11 protein-coding genes are annotated in these 15,945 nt (G+C 73.7%); 5 read left to right on the plus strand and 6 right to left on the minus strand.

What is annotated here, in order from left to right; all coding sequences use genetic code 11:
• The first annotated feature begins 70 nt into the window (after positions 1-70).
• Positions 71-1,585 carry an ATP-binding protein gene (locus tag WMF45_RS09995; protein ID WP_437716688.1) on the plus strand — a complete coding sequence of 505 codons (1,515 nt, stop codon included), beginning with the start codon at positions 71-73 and terminating at the stop codon, positions 1,583-1,585.
• Positions 1,586-1,613: 28 nt separating this feature from the next.
• Here the strand turns inward: WMF45_RS09995 and WMF45_RS10000 are convergent, their stop codons facing one another.
• Complete coding sequence (locus WMF45_RS10000) at positions 1,614-2,297, minus strand: hypothetical protein (protein ID WP_012234436.1); 684 nt, start codon at positions 2,295-2,297, stop codon at positions 1,614-1,616.
• Positions 2,298-2,786: 489 nt separating this feature from the next.
• Here WMF45_RS10000 and WMF45_RS10005 point away from each other — a divergent pair, with 489 nt between their 5' ends.
• The gene (locus WMF45_RS10005) at positions 2,787-3,905 is read left to right on the plus strand and encodes a diacylglycerol/lipid kinase family protein (RefSeq protein WP_437716689.1); all 1,119 of its coding nucleotides are present in this window, start codon (positions 2,787-2,789) and stop codon (positions 3,903-3,905) included.
• Positions 3,906-4,005: 100 nt separating this feature from the next.
• On the opposite strand, the gene WMF45_RS10010 is transcribed toward WMF45_RS10005, so the two are convergent.
• Together WMF45_RS10010 and WMF45_RS10015 are read right to left on the minus strand one after the other, a co-directional pair.
• Positions 4,006-5,319: an inositol-3-phosphate synthase gene (locus WMF45_RS10010; RefSeq protein ID WP_437716690.1), complete on the minus strand. Its 1,314-nt coding sequence runs from the start codon at positions 5,317-5,319 to the stop codon at positions 4,006-4,008.
• Between the two features lie 300 nt (positions 5,320-5,619).
• Positions 5,620-6,912 (minus strand): hypothetical protein, encoded by a 1,293-nt coding sequence (locus tag WMF45_RS10015; RefSeq protein WP_437716691.1) that lies wholly within the window; start codon positions 6,910-6,912, stop codon positions 5,620-5,622.
• A 54-nt stretch (positions 6,913-6,966) separates the two neighbouring features.
• Here WMF45_RS10015 and WMF45_RS10020 point away from each other — a divergent pair, with 54 nt between their 5' ends.
• On the plus strand, positions 6,967-8,256 hold the full coding sequence (locus WMF45_RS10020) for a PQQ-dependent sugar dehydrogenase (protein WP_437716692.1): 1,290 nt from the start codon (positions 6,967-6,969) through the stop codon (positions 8,254-8,256).
• Here WMF45_RS10020 and WMF45_RS10025 read toward each other — a convergent pair.
• The 3 genes from WMF45_RS10025 to WMF45_RS10035 all read right to left on the minus strand — a co-directional run bounded on the left by WMF45_RS10025 (position 8,235) and on the right by WMF45_RS10035 (position 11,271).
• Positions 8,235-9,188: an alpha/beta hydrolase family protein gene (locus WMF45_RS10025; RefSeq protein ID WP_437716693.1), complete on the minus strand. Its 954-nt coding sequence runs from the start codon at positions 9,186-9,188 to the stop codon at positions 8,235-8,237. The two genes, WMF45_RS10020 and WMF45_RS10025, sit on opposite strands and share 22 nt — an antisense overlap.
• 69 nt (positions 9,189-9,257) lie before the next feature.
• Positions 9,258-10,148 (minus strand): AraC family transcriptional regulator, encoded by an 891-nt coding sequence (locus tag WMF45_RS10030; RefSeq protein WP_437716694.1) that lies wholly within the window; start codon positions 10,146-10,148, stop codon positions 9,258-9,260.
• Between the two features lie 121 nt (positions 10,149-10,269).
• Positions 10,270-11,271, minus strand: a complete 1,002-nt coding sequence (locus WMF45_RS10035) for an LLM class flavin-dependent oxidoreductase (RefSeq protein WP_437719515.1) — start codon at positions 11,269-11,271, stop codon at positions 10,270-10,272.
• Positions 11,272-11,487: 216 nt separating this feature from the next.
• Between WMF45_RS10035 and WMF45_RS10040 the strand changes: the two genes are divergently transcribed.
• Positions 11,488-14,142: a HEAT repeat domain-containing protein gene (locus WMF45_RS10040; RefSeq protein WP_437716695.1), complete on the plus strand. Its 2,655-nt coding sequence runs from the start codon at positions 11,488-11,490 to the stop codon at positions 14,140-14,142.
• A 30-nt stretch (positions 14,143-14,172) separates the two neighbouring features.
• Positions 14,173-15,930: a hypothetical protein gene (locus WMF45_RS10045; protein WP_437716696.1), complete on the plus strand. Its 1,758-nt coding sequence runs from the start codon at positions 14,173-14,175 to the stop codon at positions 15,928-15,930.
• Positions 15,931-15,945: the final 15 nt, after the last annotated feature.

Consider the following 15,945-nt stretch of genomic DNA (forward strand, 5'->3'; position numbering starts at 1 on the left):
AAGACCCCAAAGCGGAAGGGCGCCCCGCGCATCGGGCCGCCCGCCGGACCGCTCGCCCAGGAGACCCCAGGTGCCCGCTCGAATCCTGATCGTGGACGACAACACGAGCCTCGCCGGAAACCTCCGCGAGGTCCTCGAGGGCGCGCGCGAGCTCGACGTGGAGGTCGCCCTCGCGCCGAACGGCAAGCAGGGGCTCGCGGCCGCCCGGCGCGACGGGTTCGACGTCGCGGTCGTCGACGTCAAGCTGCCGGACGCGAGCGGCCTCGAGCTCATCGCCCCGCTCCGCGCCGCCGCCCCCCACGGCGAGATCGTCCTCGTGACCGGCTTCGCGACCGTCGACGCCGCCATGGCCGCGCTCCGCGCCGGCGCCTTCGCCTTCATCCTCAAGTCGTTCCGCCCCGAGGAGCTCATCTCCACCGTGGCCCAGGCGATCGAGAAGATCTCGCTGAAGCGGGAGCGGGAAGAGCTCGAGCGCCGGTACCGGGCGATCATCGACGCGGCGGACGTGCTCATCCTCGGCCTGAACGCCGGCGGCAGCGTCGCGCTCTTCAACCCGCGCCTGTCCGCGCTGACCGGCGTGTCCTGCGACGCCGCGCTCGGCATGGCGTTCTGCGAGGCGCTCGTCGACGAGCCCGATCAGCGCCGGTTCAACCAGTCGTTCCTGAGCGTTGTCGAGGGCGACGCCGCCGCCGAGGTCGAGGTCGGCGTCAGGGACGCGGTGGGCGCCGTCCGCCGCGTGCGCTGGCACCTCTCCGGCGTCCGCGGCGGCGGGCGCGGCGGCAGGACCGACCTCGTCTACGGCATCGGCATCGACGTGACCGAGCGGCGCGCCCTCGAGCGGCGGGCCGCCGACGCCGAGGCCCTGAACGCCATGGCCCCGCTCGCCCTCGGGCTCGCCCACGAGATCAGGAACCCGCTGAACGCCGCGGTCCTGGAGCTCCACCTGCTCAGCCGCGGCATCGACCGCCTCTCCGACGAGGCGATCCGCGAGCCCATGAAGCGGCGCGTCGGCATCGTCGAGGCGGAGATCGCCCGCCTGGGCCGGCTCCTCGGCGAGTTCCTGGAGCTCGCCCGGCCGCGCGCGCCCCACCGGGAGCCCGTCGATCTGGCCCGCGTCGTGCGCGACGTGCTCGACCTCGAGGAGGAGGCGTTCGCGAGCCACCATGTCGAGGTCGTCCGCGATCTGGCGGACGACTGCTTCGCGCTGGGCGACGTGGAGAAGCTCAAGCAGGTGGTCTTGAACCTCGTCGTCAACGCGCTCGACGTGATGCCCGACGGCGGGGTCTTGCGGGCGTGCGCGTCGGGGGATGCGCACGAGGTGTGGCTGTCGATCGGGGACACGGGGCCAGGGATCGCGCCGACGATCCTCGCCGAGATCTTCGATCCGTTCTTCACCACGAAGGCGGCGGGCACCGGCCTCGGGCTCGCGATCGTCCGGAAGATCGTCGACCAGCACGCCGGCCGCGTGGATGTCGACGCGCACGCCGCCGACGGCACGACGGTCCGGGTGAGCCTCCCCCGCTTCGTCCCCGAGCCCGTCGAGCGCCCGATCGGCTCGTCACCCCCCCGCGGCGCTGGCAGCTGATGGGGCCGCCGCGGCGGCCTCACGTCGCTCAGCCAACGATGCGCATGGGGGGCTTGAGCGGGAGGGGAGGCTTGGAGCCGGGGGCGGAGGGGATCGCGGAGGGGGCGGGCTTGGGCACCTCGCCCTCGAGGGCGGCGAGCGCGACGAACAGCCGGTCCATGCCGTAGTCGAGGGCCACCTCGCGCTGGAAGACGTGGGCGACCTTGATGAGGCGCAACGACGTCTGCTTGCCGAGGTCGATCTCGCGCTCGAGGAACGCCTCGAACGAGCCGTAGCCCTTCGCCTGATACAGCTCCTGCTGCTGGATCTCGGCGAGCACCACCCCGATATCGAAGAACCCCTTGTCGAGCCGCTTGCGGAGCGTGCGGATCTTCTGGGTCTGGTTGTGGAGCTCGGCGATCTTCGCCTTGATCTCCTCGGCTCCGCTCGGCACGCGGATGGTCGCCCGGGCGCTGCCAGGGGGCGCCGGCTCCGCGGCCCGGGCCCGCGCCTCGGCGGCGTGCTTCGCGGCGTGCCGCGCAGCCCATGGCGCAGCGCCACGGAGGCCGAGCTTACGCTTCGACGCGCTCGACGCCGATTTCGAATCTTCCTTGATTACCGGATTCACGGGCTTGGCAAGCTGAGCTTCTGCGCCCCCCTTGCTGCTCGAAGAGGCCTTCTTCTTCATACCCGTCGCCTTCTCGGAGCTGCCCTGCTTTGTGATCTTCGGCATGTCGCTGCGTCCCCCGCTGGGTACGAGATCGTCGCGGCCCTTCGCCTCAAGCGCGCGCCGCCCGCGCGGCGGTAAAGACCCGCACGGCTGTCAAGCCCAATTGGCTCACCAGGTCGTCGCCTTACCAAAAAATCGACCACCCCGTCCACTAAGTTTCGGGGAGGCTTTTCGCTTTCCCGAAGGGCAGCATGACCCAAGATCGGTCCGGGAGCCAAAACCAGCGAGCATCGCACGCTATCGGGCCTCGCGGAAAGTCGGTCGTCGGGCGGGCCGCTGGGTCGCGCCGGTCACATCGGTCCACGATCGCCGGCCCCGGCGGGCTCGGCGCTGCGATCCGGCGAAGGCCGCGCCCGCGACGCCTGTCGCGCGCAGGCCGCCGGCCGGGCGGTTGGTCATCCATCATCCATCCAGCGCATCCCGCGCGTCCCGCGCGATTCCGCGTCATCCCGCGCTCCAAGCGCAGGGGTGGGTCGTGGTAGATCGCGGTGTATGACCTCTCCGCCCGCCGGTCGCGGCCCCGCCGATGACGTCCCCAAGGCCGCGGTCGCTGATGCGCCGCGTCGTGCGAGCGAGAACCCGCGAGGCGCGGCGAGCAGCCGGATTGCCGTGGTGGTGAACGGCAACGCCAAGAGCGTGACGGCGGAGGTGATCGAGACGCTCGATCAGATCCTTGACACGGGGGATCTGTTCGTCTCGCGGCGGGTGGAGGAGAGCGAGGGCATCGCGCGGATCCTGGTCGACCGGGGTTACGGCACGATCCTCACGGGCGGCGGCGACGGGACGTTCACGGTGGTGGTGACGGCCGTGGTGAACGAGGCGAAGCGGCGCGGGCTGCCGCTGCCGCGGTTCGGGCTGCTGCGCCTGGGGACGGGCAACTCGCTGGCGTGGGTGCTCGGCGCGTCCGGCGGCGCGGGCGCGAAGCCCGGGCTCGCGGTCGACCTCCAGCGGCTGCGCGCCGAGGCCGGGAGCCGGAACCTGCGGCTCGTGGAGGCCGAGGACATCCTGTCGCCGTTCTGCGGCTTCGGGATCGATGCGGTGATGCTCCGCGACTACAACGCGGTGAAGTCGGCGCTCGCGCGGGGCCCGCTGAAGCGGCTCGCGCCGGGGCCGGTGGCGTACGCCGTCGCCGCGACGACGCGGACGATCCCGAGCTACCTCGTGCGGCGAACACCGCACTGCCGCATCATCAACGAGGGCAACGACGCGATCCGCGTCGGCGAGAAGGGGGCGATGCTGGGGGCGCCCATCAAGAAGGGCGGCGTCATCTACGAGGGGCCGGCGAAGATCGCGGCGCTGTCGACGATCCCCTATTACGGCTTCGGCTTCCGGATGTTCCCCTATGCGGACGATCGCCAGGACCGGATGCAGCTGCGCGTGTCGGTGGTCTCGCCGTTCACGTTCGTGCGGAACTTCTCGAGCATCTGGAGCGGCGAGTACGACGACCTGGAGACGGTGTTCGATTACTTCGTGGACGAGGTCACGATCGAGATGGACCCGGTGACGAGCTTCCAGATCGGCGGCGACGTCCGCGGGGAGCGATCGCGGGTGCGCGTGCGCCTGACCGAGCCGATCCGGATCGTCGATTTCTACGCGCCGCCGCGCGGCTGAGGCTCACGGGTCCGGCTGGGCGCGAGGGGACACGGGTTGGGCCAGATTGGTTCGACTCGCGTGTCGTGAGCGTCGCCGCCCGCGCGGAGCTGCCGGGCGATCAGTCGTAGTACTCGTTGCCCAGGTGGGTGATGAGGTCCTCCCCCATGAGCCAGCGCATCGTGTTCTTGAGCTTCATCGACTGGATGAAGAGATCGTGCTCCGGGTACAGGGCCGGCGCGGTCATGGGGCTCTTGAAGTAGAAGCTGAGCCACTCCTGCGTGCCGCGCAGCCCGGCGCGCTGCGCGAGATCGAGGAGGAGCGCCAGATCGAGAACGAGGGGCGCGGCGAGGATCGAGTCGCGGCAGAGGAAGTTTAACTTCACCTGCATCGGGTAGCCGAGCCAGCCGACGAGATCGATGTTGTCCCACCCCTCCTTGGCGTCGCCACGAGGGGGGTAGTACTCGATACGCACCTTGTGGAAGAGCTTGCCATAGAGCTCGCCGTGGACGTGCGGCTGGAGGATGTGCTCGAGCACCCCGAGCTTCGAGACCTCCTTCGAACGGAACGAGTCCGGGTCGTCGAGCACCTCGCCGTCGCGGTTGCCGAGGATGTTCGTCGAGAACCACCCCGCGACGCCGAGCATCCTCGCCTTGAGCCCCGGGGCGATCACCGTCTTCATCAGGGTCTGGCCGGTCTTGAAGTCCTTGCCGGCGATGGGGACCTCCTGCTTGCTCGCGAGCTCCCACGCGGCCGGGAAATCGACCGTCAGGTTCGGGGCGCCGTTCGCGAACGGGACGCGCTCCTTCAGGCAGGCCCACGCGTAGATCTGGGAGCTCGAGATCGCCGGGTGGTCCTCGGCGAGGCCCGCCTCGAAGCGCGCGACGGAGGAGTGGACCTCCGCCGGCGCGATATAGACCTCGGTCGATCCGCACCAGACGGCGACGGCGCGCGCAGCGCCGCTGTCGCGCAGGAAGTCGCGGATATCCTCCCGGACCTGCTCGACCATCGCGGCCTTGCTCGTGCCCTTCTTCACGTGGTTGCCGTGGAGCCGCCGGACGTACTGCGGGTAGAACACCGCGGGCATCGGGCGGATCCGCTCGAGCTCCTCGCGGACGGCGTCGAGGTGGCGGCGCTCGAGCACGTCCGCGTGCCGCGCCGACTCGTAGGCGTTGTCGGGGAAGATGTCCCACGCGCCGAACACCAGCTGGTCGAGCGCCGCGATCGGCAGGAAATCCTTGATCCTTGGCGCGCGTTCGTCGGTGCGCCGGCCGAGCCGGATCGTGCCCATCTGGGTGAGCGACCCGATGGGCGCCGCGAGCCCGCGCCGCGCGAGCAGGGCGCCCGCGATGGTCGTCGTGGAGACGGCGCCCAGCCCCGGCAGCAGGACCCCGAGCTTGCCCTCCGCGGTCTTGATCTCTTTCGGCTGCTTCACGTGACGTGTTCCCCCCGTGGTCGTGGGCGCTCGCCGGGCGAGGGCGGGCATCCGCCGGCGCCGTGGGCACGGCGAGCGCGAGGTCGGTCGAGGCCGCGCGGCGCTGCGACCCGCCGGGAGCATGAAGCTCGAGGGCCGCGATCACCACGGGCCCGGCGCGCGCGCGATGGCGTTTCCCGCGGGCGCCCTTCGCGCGTTTCCGGCGCTCCCTTCCTCTCGGCGCCTCGGACGGCGGCGTGAGGTGCTGCCACGAGATGGCATGTTCGTGACGCGCCGGGCAACCCCGGCGGGCGATCACGATCAAGGGGAGGGGCGCGGATAGCCGGCGGCAGGGGTCATCGCCTCGATCCAGGCGCGGATCGCGGCGACGGCCTCCTCGTCGACGCGCCGGGTCGCGAGCGGCGGCATCTGCTCGGGCGGCGCGCCGGGCGCGTCGCGCCGGGACATGCTGCGGAGCACGGCGCTGTGATCCGGATCGAGGGGCCTCAGCCGGTCATAGCGGGCTCCCGGCGGCGCTCCGGGCGGGCGGACCTTCGCGGGCTGGTTGATCGCCGTCTGGTAGACGCGCGTGCCGGGCACGTCGCCCACCCGGCCGGCAGCGTCGATGTCGAGGCGCATCTCGAAGTGCGTCGCGACGCCGAGCGGGTGGTGGCACGAGACGCCGCAGTTGACGTGCAGCAGGCCGAGGGCGCGCCGCTCCGTCGCGGTCCCGGGCACCTCGAGCGCTGCCGCGTCGGGGAGCGGGCCGCCGGAGGTCGTCGACAGGAGGCCGCGCTCGACGAGCTCGGTATACGTCAGGCCGCCGGCGCCCCGCGCGGCGAGCTGGATCGCCTCGAATCCAAGCGGGTTGTCGGTCTTGCCAGCGTGGCAACGGATGCAGTCGACCTGCGCCGGGATCGCGTAGTCGGGGGCGCCGGGGACGTGGGGGACACCGGCCTTCACCTGCGTCGCGCTCGCTCCGTCCTCCGACCAGACGTAGGTGGCGCGCGTCCAGCGATCCTCTGCGGTCTTCCACAGGAACCTCGTCTCGATACGGCGGCTCGCGCCGGAGACGGGCAGACGAAACTCCTTCCACAGCCTGGTGCCGACAGGAAAGATCCAGTCGTTCATCCGGGAGACATCGATGGTCGCGCCCGGAGGGAGGTAGATCCACCGCGTCTTCTCGGCGCCGTCGCTCCAGAGCTCGAAGGCGGGCTTGAACTCGCGGACACCCGCCGCGATCGTGCGCGCGCCGGGGTCGCTGTAGAGCCCGGTGCAGCGGAGATCGTGAGGATCGGTGTCGCCGTCCTTGCACGGCGGCAGACCTCCGGGCGCCTGGGCCGCGCCCTGGCCGGGGCGATCGCCTGTGCCGGCCGCGCGCGTGGTGGGCGCGGCCGCCGGGACGGTCTGGCCCGGTGCGGTGGGGAGAGGTTCGGGCCGGGGCGCCTCCTGCGCGCCGCAGCCGCCGCAGCCGGCCAGCAGCAGCGACGCGGCCGCGGCTTGCCAGGCGCGGCCTCTCGTGGTGAAGGTGGAGAGGGAGGTGCCCGCTTGCCCGAGAGACCGAGCCACCGGCGCGTCGTGGGACGCGCTGCCTATCTGACGAGAGCGTGCCATCGGACCGCCTGGTGCCTCCTGCTGGCTGGCAGTGTAGCCGCCTGCGACAGGCGCGTGCAGGTCGCCGGGCCGCCCGAAGAGCCTCGCGAGGGCGGCCCTCCCGGCCAGGCCGCGGCGGCGGGAAACCCCGTCCAGGCGGCTCAAGGGGGCACGGGGGCGCCTGGGGCGGCGCTCGCCGCGCAAGACACGCCGGCCGCGCAGGGGGCGCCCGCCGCGCAAGGCGCTCCCGCGGCGCAGGGGGCGCCCGCGAGCGCCGCGGAGCTCGCTCGCCCGGCGAAGTGCGGGGGCGTCCCGCAGCTGAAGCTCACCATGGTCGCGAGCGGGCTCGAGCAGCCGACGTATGTCGCCGGGCCGCCCGGCGATCCGTCGCGCCTCCTCGTGCTCGAAAAGACAGGGGTCGTCCGGCTCATCAAGGGCGGCGCCCTCCAGCAGGCGCCGTTCCTCGACGTGCGATCGCGCGTGTTCTTCCCGGCGCCGAACGCGGAGGGCGGCCTGCTCGGGCTCGCGTTCCACCCGGACTACGCGAACAACGGGCGCTTCTGGCTCCACTACTCGTCGGCCCCGCGCGGCAACGTGGTGATCGAGGAGTGGAAGCGCGCGGCGCAGGGCGGCGACGCCGCCCATCCCGAGCCGGTCAGGTCGCTGGTCGACGTGAAGCACGGCGCCTGGAACCACGTCGGCGGGATGCTCGCGTTCGGCAAGGACGGCTATCTCTACGCCGCGATCGGCGACTCCGCGCGATCGCCGAGCCCCGCGGCCGATCTCACCTCGAAGCTCGGCAAGATCCTCCGCATCGACGTCGATCAGCCGGGCAAGGCGCCGGCGGGCAACATGACGAGCGGCGACCCGATGATCTGGGACTACGGGCTCAGGAACCCGTGGCGGTTCAGCTTCGACCGGCTCACCGGGGACCTGTACATCGGCGATGTCGGCCAGAAGAGCTGGGAGGAGATCCTGGTGGAGCGCCCTGGTCAGGGCAGGAACGATTACGGCTGGGAAGCGATGGAGGGCGCCCATTGCTACCCTCCTGGCACGACGTGCAAGCCGCGCGGCCTCCCGCCCACGGTCGAGCACCCGCGGAGCGAGGCGGGCTCCATCGTCGGCGGCTATGTCTACCGCGGGGCGAAGATCCCGTGCCTGCGCGGCCGTTACCTGTACGCCGACTACGTGACGGGCCGCTTCTTCTCCTTCGTGTGGGACGGCAAGGCAGCGACCGATCCCGTCGAGCTGACCTCGGCGCTGAACCCGAACGGACTCCCGTCCTCGTTCGGCGAGGACGCGGCCGGGGAGGTCTATGTGGTGATGTTCAACACGGGGCGCGTCTACCGGCTCGATCCGGGCTGAGGTGGCTCCACCGCCGCCGGCGCGTCGCCTGCTCTCTCCGGGACGGGCTGTCGACGCGGCGGCGATGAAGGGCTCCGGCGCAGCGCCGCGTCGAGGAACTCGCGCACGTCGCGCTCGAGCCGACGGTGGAACGCCTCGCGATCGAACCCGGGACGATCGATCGCGGGCAGGAAGTCCGGGCGCCGCATCTGGGGAGGAAACGGGCTCAGGAACGCGTGATGGTTCGCGTTCTCGACGACCTTGAACGTGACCCGGGCCGGGTCGGGGACGAGGTCGAGGACGAGCTGCCCCTGCCATCGCGGCGCGATGCGGTCGTGCTCCGCCACGAGCAGGAGGATGGGCGCCTCGACGTCCTTCAAGGCGTCGTTGGGCACGAACCAGCACGCCGCGGGGGCCATCAAGACCAGCGCCTTGACGCGCGGGTCCTTCGTGACCGCGACCCTCTGCCCCGGCCCCGTCCAGGGCTGCCCGCCCGCGAGGGCGAGCGCGGTGTAGCCACCCATCGAGTGCCCGATGACGGCGATGTCGTCGCCCTGCAGGCGCGGCCCGAGCTCGGCGTCGGCGCAGACAGCGTCCACCGCCAGCCGGGCGTGCCGGGGCCGGCGCTCCAGGTTCTCGACCGCCTCGGTCAGGGACCGATCGTTGCGATTGTCCCCGGGGTGCTCGGGCATCGCGACGACATAGCCGCTCTGCGCGAGGTGGGACGCGAGCGTCCGATACCCGAGGGGCGTCCCGCCGCCGCCATGCGAGATGAGCACGAAGGGGAGAGGGCCGCCGTGCACGGGCGCGTTCCTGGCGACCTCCAGCGAGTAAGGCCCCATCGATACGACCTCGGCAGGGACGTGCGTCGGGTACATCACGAGGACCGGGAACGAGAGGTCGTTCATCGGATCTCGAACGGTCAGGCTGCGGCAGCCCACGGATCGATTCATGCTCGTTTCTCCGGACGGTGTCGGGGGGATGGGAAGACCAGGGACGATGCCTGTCTGTTCACGGGAAGCTCACTGGAGCGGGAGGAAGACATCCGTGACGGCCTCGTGATCGGGCACCTCCGGGAAGAAGCGCACCCGCTGCAGGAAGAGCGGGAAATCACGCAGCTCCTCTCCGCTCATGGGGAGCCACGTCCCATAGAGGTACCTCACGGCCACGTAGAGCGTGTCGTCGCATCCGACGTGCCGAAGGACGGCGCAGCGGCCGCCGGGGATCGCCTTCTCGACGACGCCGTGCGGGTTCTCTGAAATGGGGCGGTGGATGCCCGCGCAGAGGTCCGTGCGGTAGGCGTCCGGCGGGGACTCGGCCGGGTCGTCGTACAGGATGTTGAAGGTCGCGCTGACCCTCGGCGGGAGCCCGTTCTCCCTGCGCCACGCGATGAACCGGCGCACCGATTCCAGGATCCGCTTCGGGTCGCCGCGGTGCTCGAGGGCGGCGACGCGCGTCTCGTCGAACCGCACGATCGCCACGTCCTCGGCGCGGTGAGCGGCCTTCATGGGGAGGGCCCTTGTCTCTCTCAGGCGTTCATGGGTGGCGTGCCAAGGATCCCACCGGGGCTGCTCCCGGAACTCGGAGGGGGACTGCCCGAACGCTCTCTTGAAGGCGCGCGAGAAGGCCTCGGGGCTCTCGTAGCCGCTCGCCATCGCGATATCGATGATCCGGGCGTGCTCCCGCTCCGGGAGCGCGAGGCGGTAGGACGCGCTCCGCAGGCGGACGAGCTTCACGTACGCGTGGACTCCCATCCCGAACAGCTCGGAGAACTGCCGGTGAAAGTGGTACTTCGAGAACGCGGCGACGCCGCTCAGCCGATCGAGCGTCAAGTCCTCGTCCAGGTGCGCGTCGATGTGCTCGAGCACCCTGCGGAACCTTTCGATATACGCGTTCTCGGCGGCTTCGGTCACGCGGTGTCCTCCTCGGCGAGCGGCAAGGTAACGAGCCGCGGCGCGCCGTGCCTGACCGAAATTGCTGAACTTCGGGGCGACCGGGCCCGGGGGGGGGCGCCCGAGCTACCGGCCAGGCGCTTCACCCGGCGCGGGTGAGCTCGTCTCGCGCCGCGGCCGTGAGCTCGAGCGAGCGCACGCGCGCGGCGTGATCGAAGATCGGTGAGCTCACGATGAGCTCGTCGGCGCGGGTGCGGGTGATGAAGGCGTCCAGCCCGCGCCGCACGGTCTCGGGCGAGCCGACGACCGAGCAGGACAGCGACTGCTCGAGGCCGGCGCGGTCCAGGGGGCTCAGGTCGCGCTCGAAGTCGTCGGACGGCGGAGGAAACGGCCCCGGCCGGCCACGGCGCAGGTTGACGAAGGCCTGCTGGAGCGAGGTCCACAGGCGGCGCGCCTCCTCGTCGGTGCCGGCCGCGACCACGTTGATCCCCAGCATGACGCGGGGCTCCGCGAGCTCGTCCGAGGGGCGGAACTCCCTGCGGTACAGCGCGATCGCCTGCGTCATCTGGCCCGGCGCGAAGTGGGAGGCGAAGGCGTAGGGGAGGCCGAGCGCCGCGGCGAGCTGCGCGCCGAAGAGGCTGGAGCCGAGGATCCAGATCGGCACGCGGAGCCCGGCGCCGGGCACGGCCTGAACCGGCTGGCCAGGCTCCGCCGGGCGGAAGTAGCCCATCAGCTCCAGGACGTCCTGGGGGAAGCCGTCCGCGTCGCCGGCCAGGTTGCGCCTGAGCGCGCGGGCGGTGAGCGGGTCGGAGCCCGGAGCGCGCCCGAGGCCCAGATCGATGCGCCCTGGAAAGAGCGACGCCAGCGTGCCGAACTGCTCGGCGATCACGAGCGGCGCGTGGTTCGGCAGCATGATCCCGCCCGCGCCGACGCGGATCGTCGAGGTGCCGGCGGCCACGTGCGCGATCACGATCGACGTCGCGGCGCTGGCGACGCCGCCCATGTTGTGGTGCTCGGCCAGCCAGTAGCGGTGATAGCCGAGCCGCTCGGCGTGGCGCGCGAGATCGAGCGCGTTGCGGAGCGCCTGCGCGGCGTCTCCGCCCTGGACGATCGGAGCTAGGTCGAGAACGGAGAAGGGAATCATGTTGGACACCTCGCCAGACTCTTGCACGCCACGGACGGTTGCGGCAGCGCTCGGGGACCGGCGCGGCTCGTGCGCGGTCTCCGCGCGCGATCGCGGCGAGGAGCGCCCCCGCGAGCGCGCGCCCTCGCCAGCGCGCCCCGCGGCGCGCCCCCCCGCGGCGCTCGAGCCGTCTGGAACGCCATGACGTGGCCGCGCCCGCTGTATTACGCTCGGCCCGTGCGCCGTTCGTCCTCCCCGCTGCGCCGCCTACCGCAGGTCCTGCTCGTCGTCGCCGCCTCGGCCGCCGCTGTCGCGTCGCCCGGGGGAGCGGCCGCGACCCTCTGGCCCAACGTGCCGGAGCAGATCGCGCGTGCGCTCACGTCGGGCGACGCCCTGGAGCGGCGCCTGGCCGCGACCCGCGTGGGCGAGCTCGCCCCGGAGACGGCGATCAGGCTGATCCAGCGGGGCATGAGCGACCCGGACGTCGAGGTGCGGCTGCACCTCGCCGGGGCGGCCGTGCGCCTCCGGATGCCGCGCGCGGGGGACCTCGTGATCGAGTGGCTCGGCGAGGGCGACGCGCGCCTGCGGCTCGCGGCCTGCGACGTGATCCGCGCCTCGCCCACGGACCGCTCCGTCGTCGCGCTCGGGCGGGTGCTCGGCGATCCCGACCCGCACGTCCGCCTCGCCGCCGCGACCGCGATGGGCGCGGCGGGGCTCCCGGACGCTGTCTCGCCGCTGCTCGGCCACCTCGACGACACGGCGCCGGAGGTGCGCGCGGAGGTCGCGCGCGCGCTCGGCCGGATCGGCGACGCGCGCGCCGTCGTGCCGCTGATCGGCAAGGTGCAGGACTCGGTGCCGGAGGTCCGCAAGGCCACGGCGCGCGCGCTCGGAGAGCTCGGAGACCCGCGCGCGGTCAGCGCGCTGCTGCTCGCGCTCCAGGACGCCTCCCAGGACGTGCGCGTCGAGGCGGTGACCGCCCTCGGCCGGCTGCGCTCGGACGACGCGACGTCGGCGATCGCCGATCTCGTCACGGCGTCGCCGGGGGCCGCGGGCGCGTTCCCGGGAGCGCGGCCGTCCGACAGCGCCACCTCGAGCAACGACGTGCGGGAGGCGGCGCTCCGGGCGCTCGGCCGCATCGGCTCCGACGCGGCCGTGAAGGCGCTGCTCGCGGCGCTCGCGAAGGACAACCCCGCAGCGCCGCGCTCCGCGGTCCGCGACGCGCTCGTCAGCGCCGGCGCCGCGGCCGTCCCCGCGCTCGTCGCCGCGCTCGCGGCCGCGCCGTCGGCCAACACAGCCGCGGGCGCCGCCCTCGTGCTCGGCGAGCTCAAGGCCAGGGAAGCGCTGCCCGCGCTCGAGCGGGGGATGCAGCGGGGCGTCGTCCCGCTCCGGCACGGGCTGCGCGCCCTCGGCGCGCTCGGCGATCCCGCGGCGCTGCCCGGCGTGCTGGAGCTGCTCGGCGACGCCGACCCCGCGGTCCGCGCGGAGGCCATCCGCGCCGCGACCGCGCTGCTCGATCCGGCGCGGCCCGACGGGCGCGCGGTGGACCCGGCGCGCGCCCTGCTGGTCGACCCGGCGACCGCGCCCGACGAGAAGCTCGCCCTCGTCCAGCTGCTCGGGCGCACCGGCTCACCGCGCGCGCAGGCGGCGCTGCTGCCGCTCGCCAAGGCGCGCTCCACGCCGCTCCGCCTCGCCGTGATCGAGGCGCTCGGGGCCGCGCGCGCGGCCGGGACGCTCGGCGCGGCCGTGGACGCCGCCCTGCTCGCGGCGCTCGACGACGAGTCGGCCGACGTGCGGCTCCGGGCGGCGATCGCGCTCTCCCGCGTCGCCGGCCCAGGGAGCGCCCGGCCGCTGCTCCAGCGCCTCACGGTCGCCGCGGAGCAGGACCGCGGCGCGCTCGGCATCGCCCTCTCGGGCGCACTGTCGCGCGCGGACGGCGCGGACGGCGCGGGCGGCGCGACGGACGCGACGGACGCGAAGGCCGCGAACGACGCGAACGACGCGAGCGGCAAGGGCCTCGTCCACGACGTCGCGGCCGCGATCGCGAGCGCGCCGGACGCGGCGCGCGACGCGCTGATCGAGGGGCTCGGCCGCATGCCGGGGCAGGCCGCGGGCGCCGCGCTCGCGCGGATGGCCTCGGCGGCGCCCATCGACGATCGCCGCAAGATCGCCGAGGCGCTCGCGGGGCACCCGGAGGCCGCCGCCGCGCTCCGCAAGCTCGCGGGCGATCCGGATCCCGGCGTCCGCGCCAACGCGGTCTGGTCGCTGGGCGCGGCGGGGGACAAGGACGCGCTGCCGCTGCTCCTGCCGCTCCTCAAGGACCCCGACGCCGCCGTGGCGGGCAACGCGGCGGGCGCGATCGGGCGCGCCGCCGGCCGCGCCGGGCAGCCGGCCCGCGCGGCCGCGGCGCTCTGCGCGGCGCTCCCCGACGCGCGCCCCTACGTGCGCGCCAACGCGCTCGCGGCCCTCACCGTCGCCGGCGCCCGCTGCGACGGCGACGCGGCCCGCGACCTGCTCGCGCGCGACCCCGCGGAGGCGGTCCGCCTCGCGGCCGCCGACCACCTCGCGCGGAGCGGCGCCGACGACGATCGCCGCGCGCTCGCCCGCTGCGCCGCCGAGGACAGGAACGCCACGGTCGCCGGGCGCTGCGCCCGCGCCGCGGCGCCCCGCGCGCCGGCCGCCGGCGCCGAGGACGTCGCGGTCTTCATCGTCCCGTTCGACGCGGGCCGGGGCGGCTCGGTCCGCGACGCGCCGGCCCCGCGCGCGCCCTTCGCGCTCGTGCGCGCGGACGGGCTCATGCGCCTCGGCGTCGCGGACCGGCGCGGAGAGATCTTCGAGCGCGGCGCTCCCCGAGGGCCGATCCGCCTCACCGTCCCGGCCCCGCTCGTGAAGTGAGCCCGCGCCCGCCGCGCTGAGCCGGACACCATGCGAACCCGACCCGACGTCGAGCTCCGGATGTCCAGGACCGTCCACCCGGGCGACGTCGTCCTCGTCGAGCTGGTGCTCCGCTGCCGCGGGAGGACGCCGGTCGACGCGATCGAGCTCCACCTGGAGGGCATGCAGGTCGCCCGCGTCGAGGAGCGCGTCCTCGTGCCGCCCCACTTCCTCTCGCTCGTCGCCCGCGTCTCGGGGGCGACGACGCTCCCGGAGGGCGAGCAGCGCTACCGCGCGAGCTTCCCGCTCCCGGACGACGCGCCCTGCTCCTACCTCGGCACGCGCGCCGAGATCCGCTACGGCATCACGCTCTCCATCGCGATCCCGTGGTGGCTCGACGTCCAGGAGTCCTACGAGGTGCTCGTCACGCCCCGCCCCGTCACGCGGCCGGCCCGGTCGCCGGCCGCGGGGACCACGGCGCGCGGCGACAGCCCCTTCGTCGAGGTCTCGCTCGACGATCGCGTCTTCGCGCCGGGCGACGAGATCTCGGGGGCGGTGGCCCTCGGCAACGTGCAGGGCCGCGGCGTGCGCGGGATCGAGATCTCGCTTGTCGGCGTCGAGCGCCTCCTCAGCGCCGACCGCTCCGCGCCGAACCGCGCGACCGAGGCGCACCGCTTCACCGCCTTCCGCCGCGCGGACAGCCGCGACGAGGGGCGGGAGCTGCCCTTCCGGTTCCGGATCCCCCGCTCGGTCGCGCCGTCGTTCGACGCCGGCTGGGTCGCCCTCGTCTGGGGGCTCGAGGTGCGCGTCGAGCTCGCGCGCGCGGACGGCGTCGTCCACACGACGCCGCTCGCGCTCGGCGTCTTCGACAGCCCGCCCGGCCTCGGCGCGATGCGGCGGCAGATCGGCTCCGGGAGGTGGCGCGCCGTCTGGGAAGCGGTCGGCGCGCGCCACGGCCTGTCCCTCGACGCGCTGGAGCTCCGCCTCTCGGGCACGCTCTCCGGCGCCGCGGCGTCGGTGTGGATCGACGCGGGCTCCTCGTCGAGCGGCGCGCTCGTGGGCGAGCTGCGCTGGCCGTCGTGGGGGCTCGACCTGGAGGTCGGCGTGAAGCGCTTCCTGCTCGCGCTGTCGTCCGAGGACGACGAGGGCTTCGGCCGCCGTTACCGCGTGCGCGGGCGCGATCCCGGCCAGGTGCGCGCCGTGATCGCGGGGCCGCTGCGCCGGGCGCTGCTCGCCTTCGACGACGTCCGGCTGGACGACGAGCACGTGTCGGTCCGGTCGCGGACGCCGGGCCACGATCAACCCTGGCTCGGCGCGTTCCTGGAGCACCTCGCCGCGCTGGCGGCCGAGATCGGCGCCGCGAAGAAGCGCATCCCGCCGCCCACGCCGATGGCGGGGATGCGCGCGGCCTGGGAGCGGTTCGCGGCCGAGGTCCACGGTCGCTTCGAGGTGGGCCGCATGCGCATCCGGGACGCGCAGGTCGACGGCGCGACGTTCCACGTCGACACCTGCTTCGAGCGAGGCCCCCACCCCGAGCGCTCCGAGGTCACGCTGGTGGTGGATCCGCCCCTCGACGCGGCGCTCGATCCCGACGATCCCGAGCAGCTGCGCGCCGCCTCGCCCAGGGCGCGCGAGGCGGTCAAGGGCCTGCAGGCCCGCACGCGCGCGCTCCGGATCGCCCCGCACGCCATCGTGATCACGCTGCCGGCCCCGCTCGAGGACCCCGCCACCCTGCGCGATCTGCTCGGCGAGCAGCTGCACGTGGCAGCGCTCCTGCGCGGCCCGCGCGCCGCCCGCCCGTACCGCTGAGCGGCGAGGAACAGG

Origin of the sequence: Sorangium sp. So ce448 (assembly GCF_051520915.1) — a bacterium.
GTDB classification, from domain to species: domain Bacteria; phylum Myxococcota_A; class Polyangia; order Polyangiales; family Polyangiaceae; genus Sorangium; species Sorangium cellulosum_B.

Coding starts and splice junctions, on each gene's coding strand:
- WMF45_RS10045 (WP_437716696.1), top strand. CDS start 14,173: ATGCGAACCCGACCCGACGTCGAGCTCCGGATGTCCAGGACCGTCCAC.
- WMF45_RS10015 (WP_437716691.1), bottom strand. CDS start 6,912: ATGGCACGCTCTCGTCAGATAGGCAGCGCGTCCCACGACGCGCCGGTG.
- WMF45_RS10000 (WP_012234436.1), bottom strand. CDS start 2,297: ATGCCGAAGATCACAAAGCAGGGCAGCTCCGAGAAGGCGACGGGTATG.
- WMF45_RS10035 (WP_437719515.1), bottom strand. CDS start 11,271: ATGATTCCCTTCTCCGTTCTCGACCTAGCTCCGATCGTCCAGGGCGGA.
- WMF45_RS10025 (WP_437716693.1), bottom strand. CDS start 9,188: ATGAATCGATCCGTGGGCTGCCGCAGCCTGACCGTTCGAGATCCGATG.
- WMF45_RS10005 (WP_437716689.1), top strand. CDS start 2,787: ATGACCTCTCCGCCCGCCGGTCGCGGCCCCGCCGATGACGTCCCCAAG.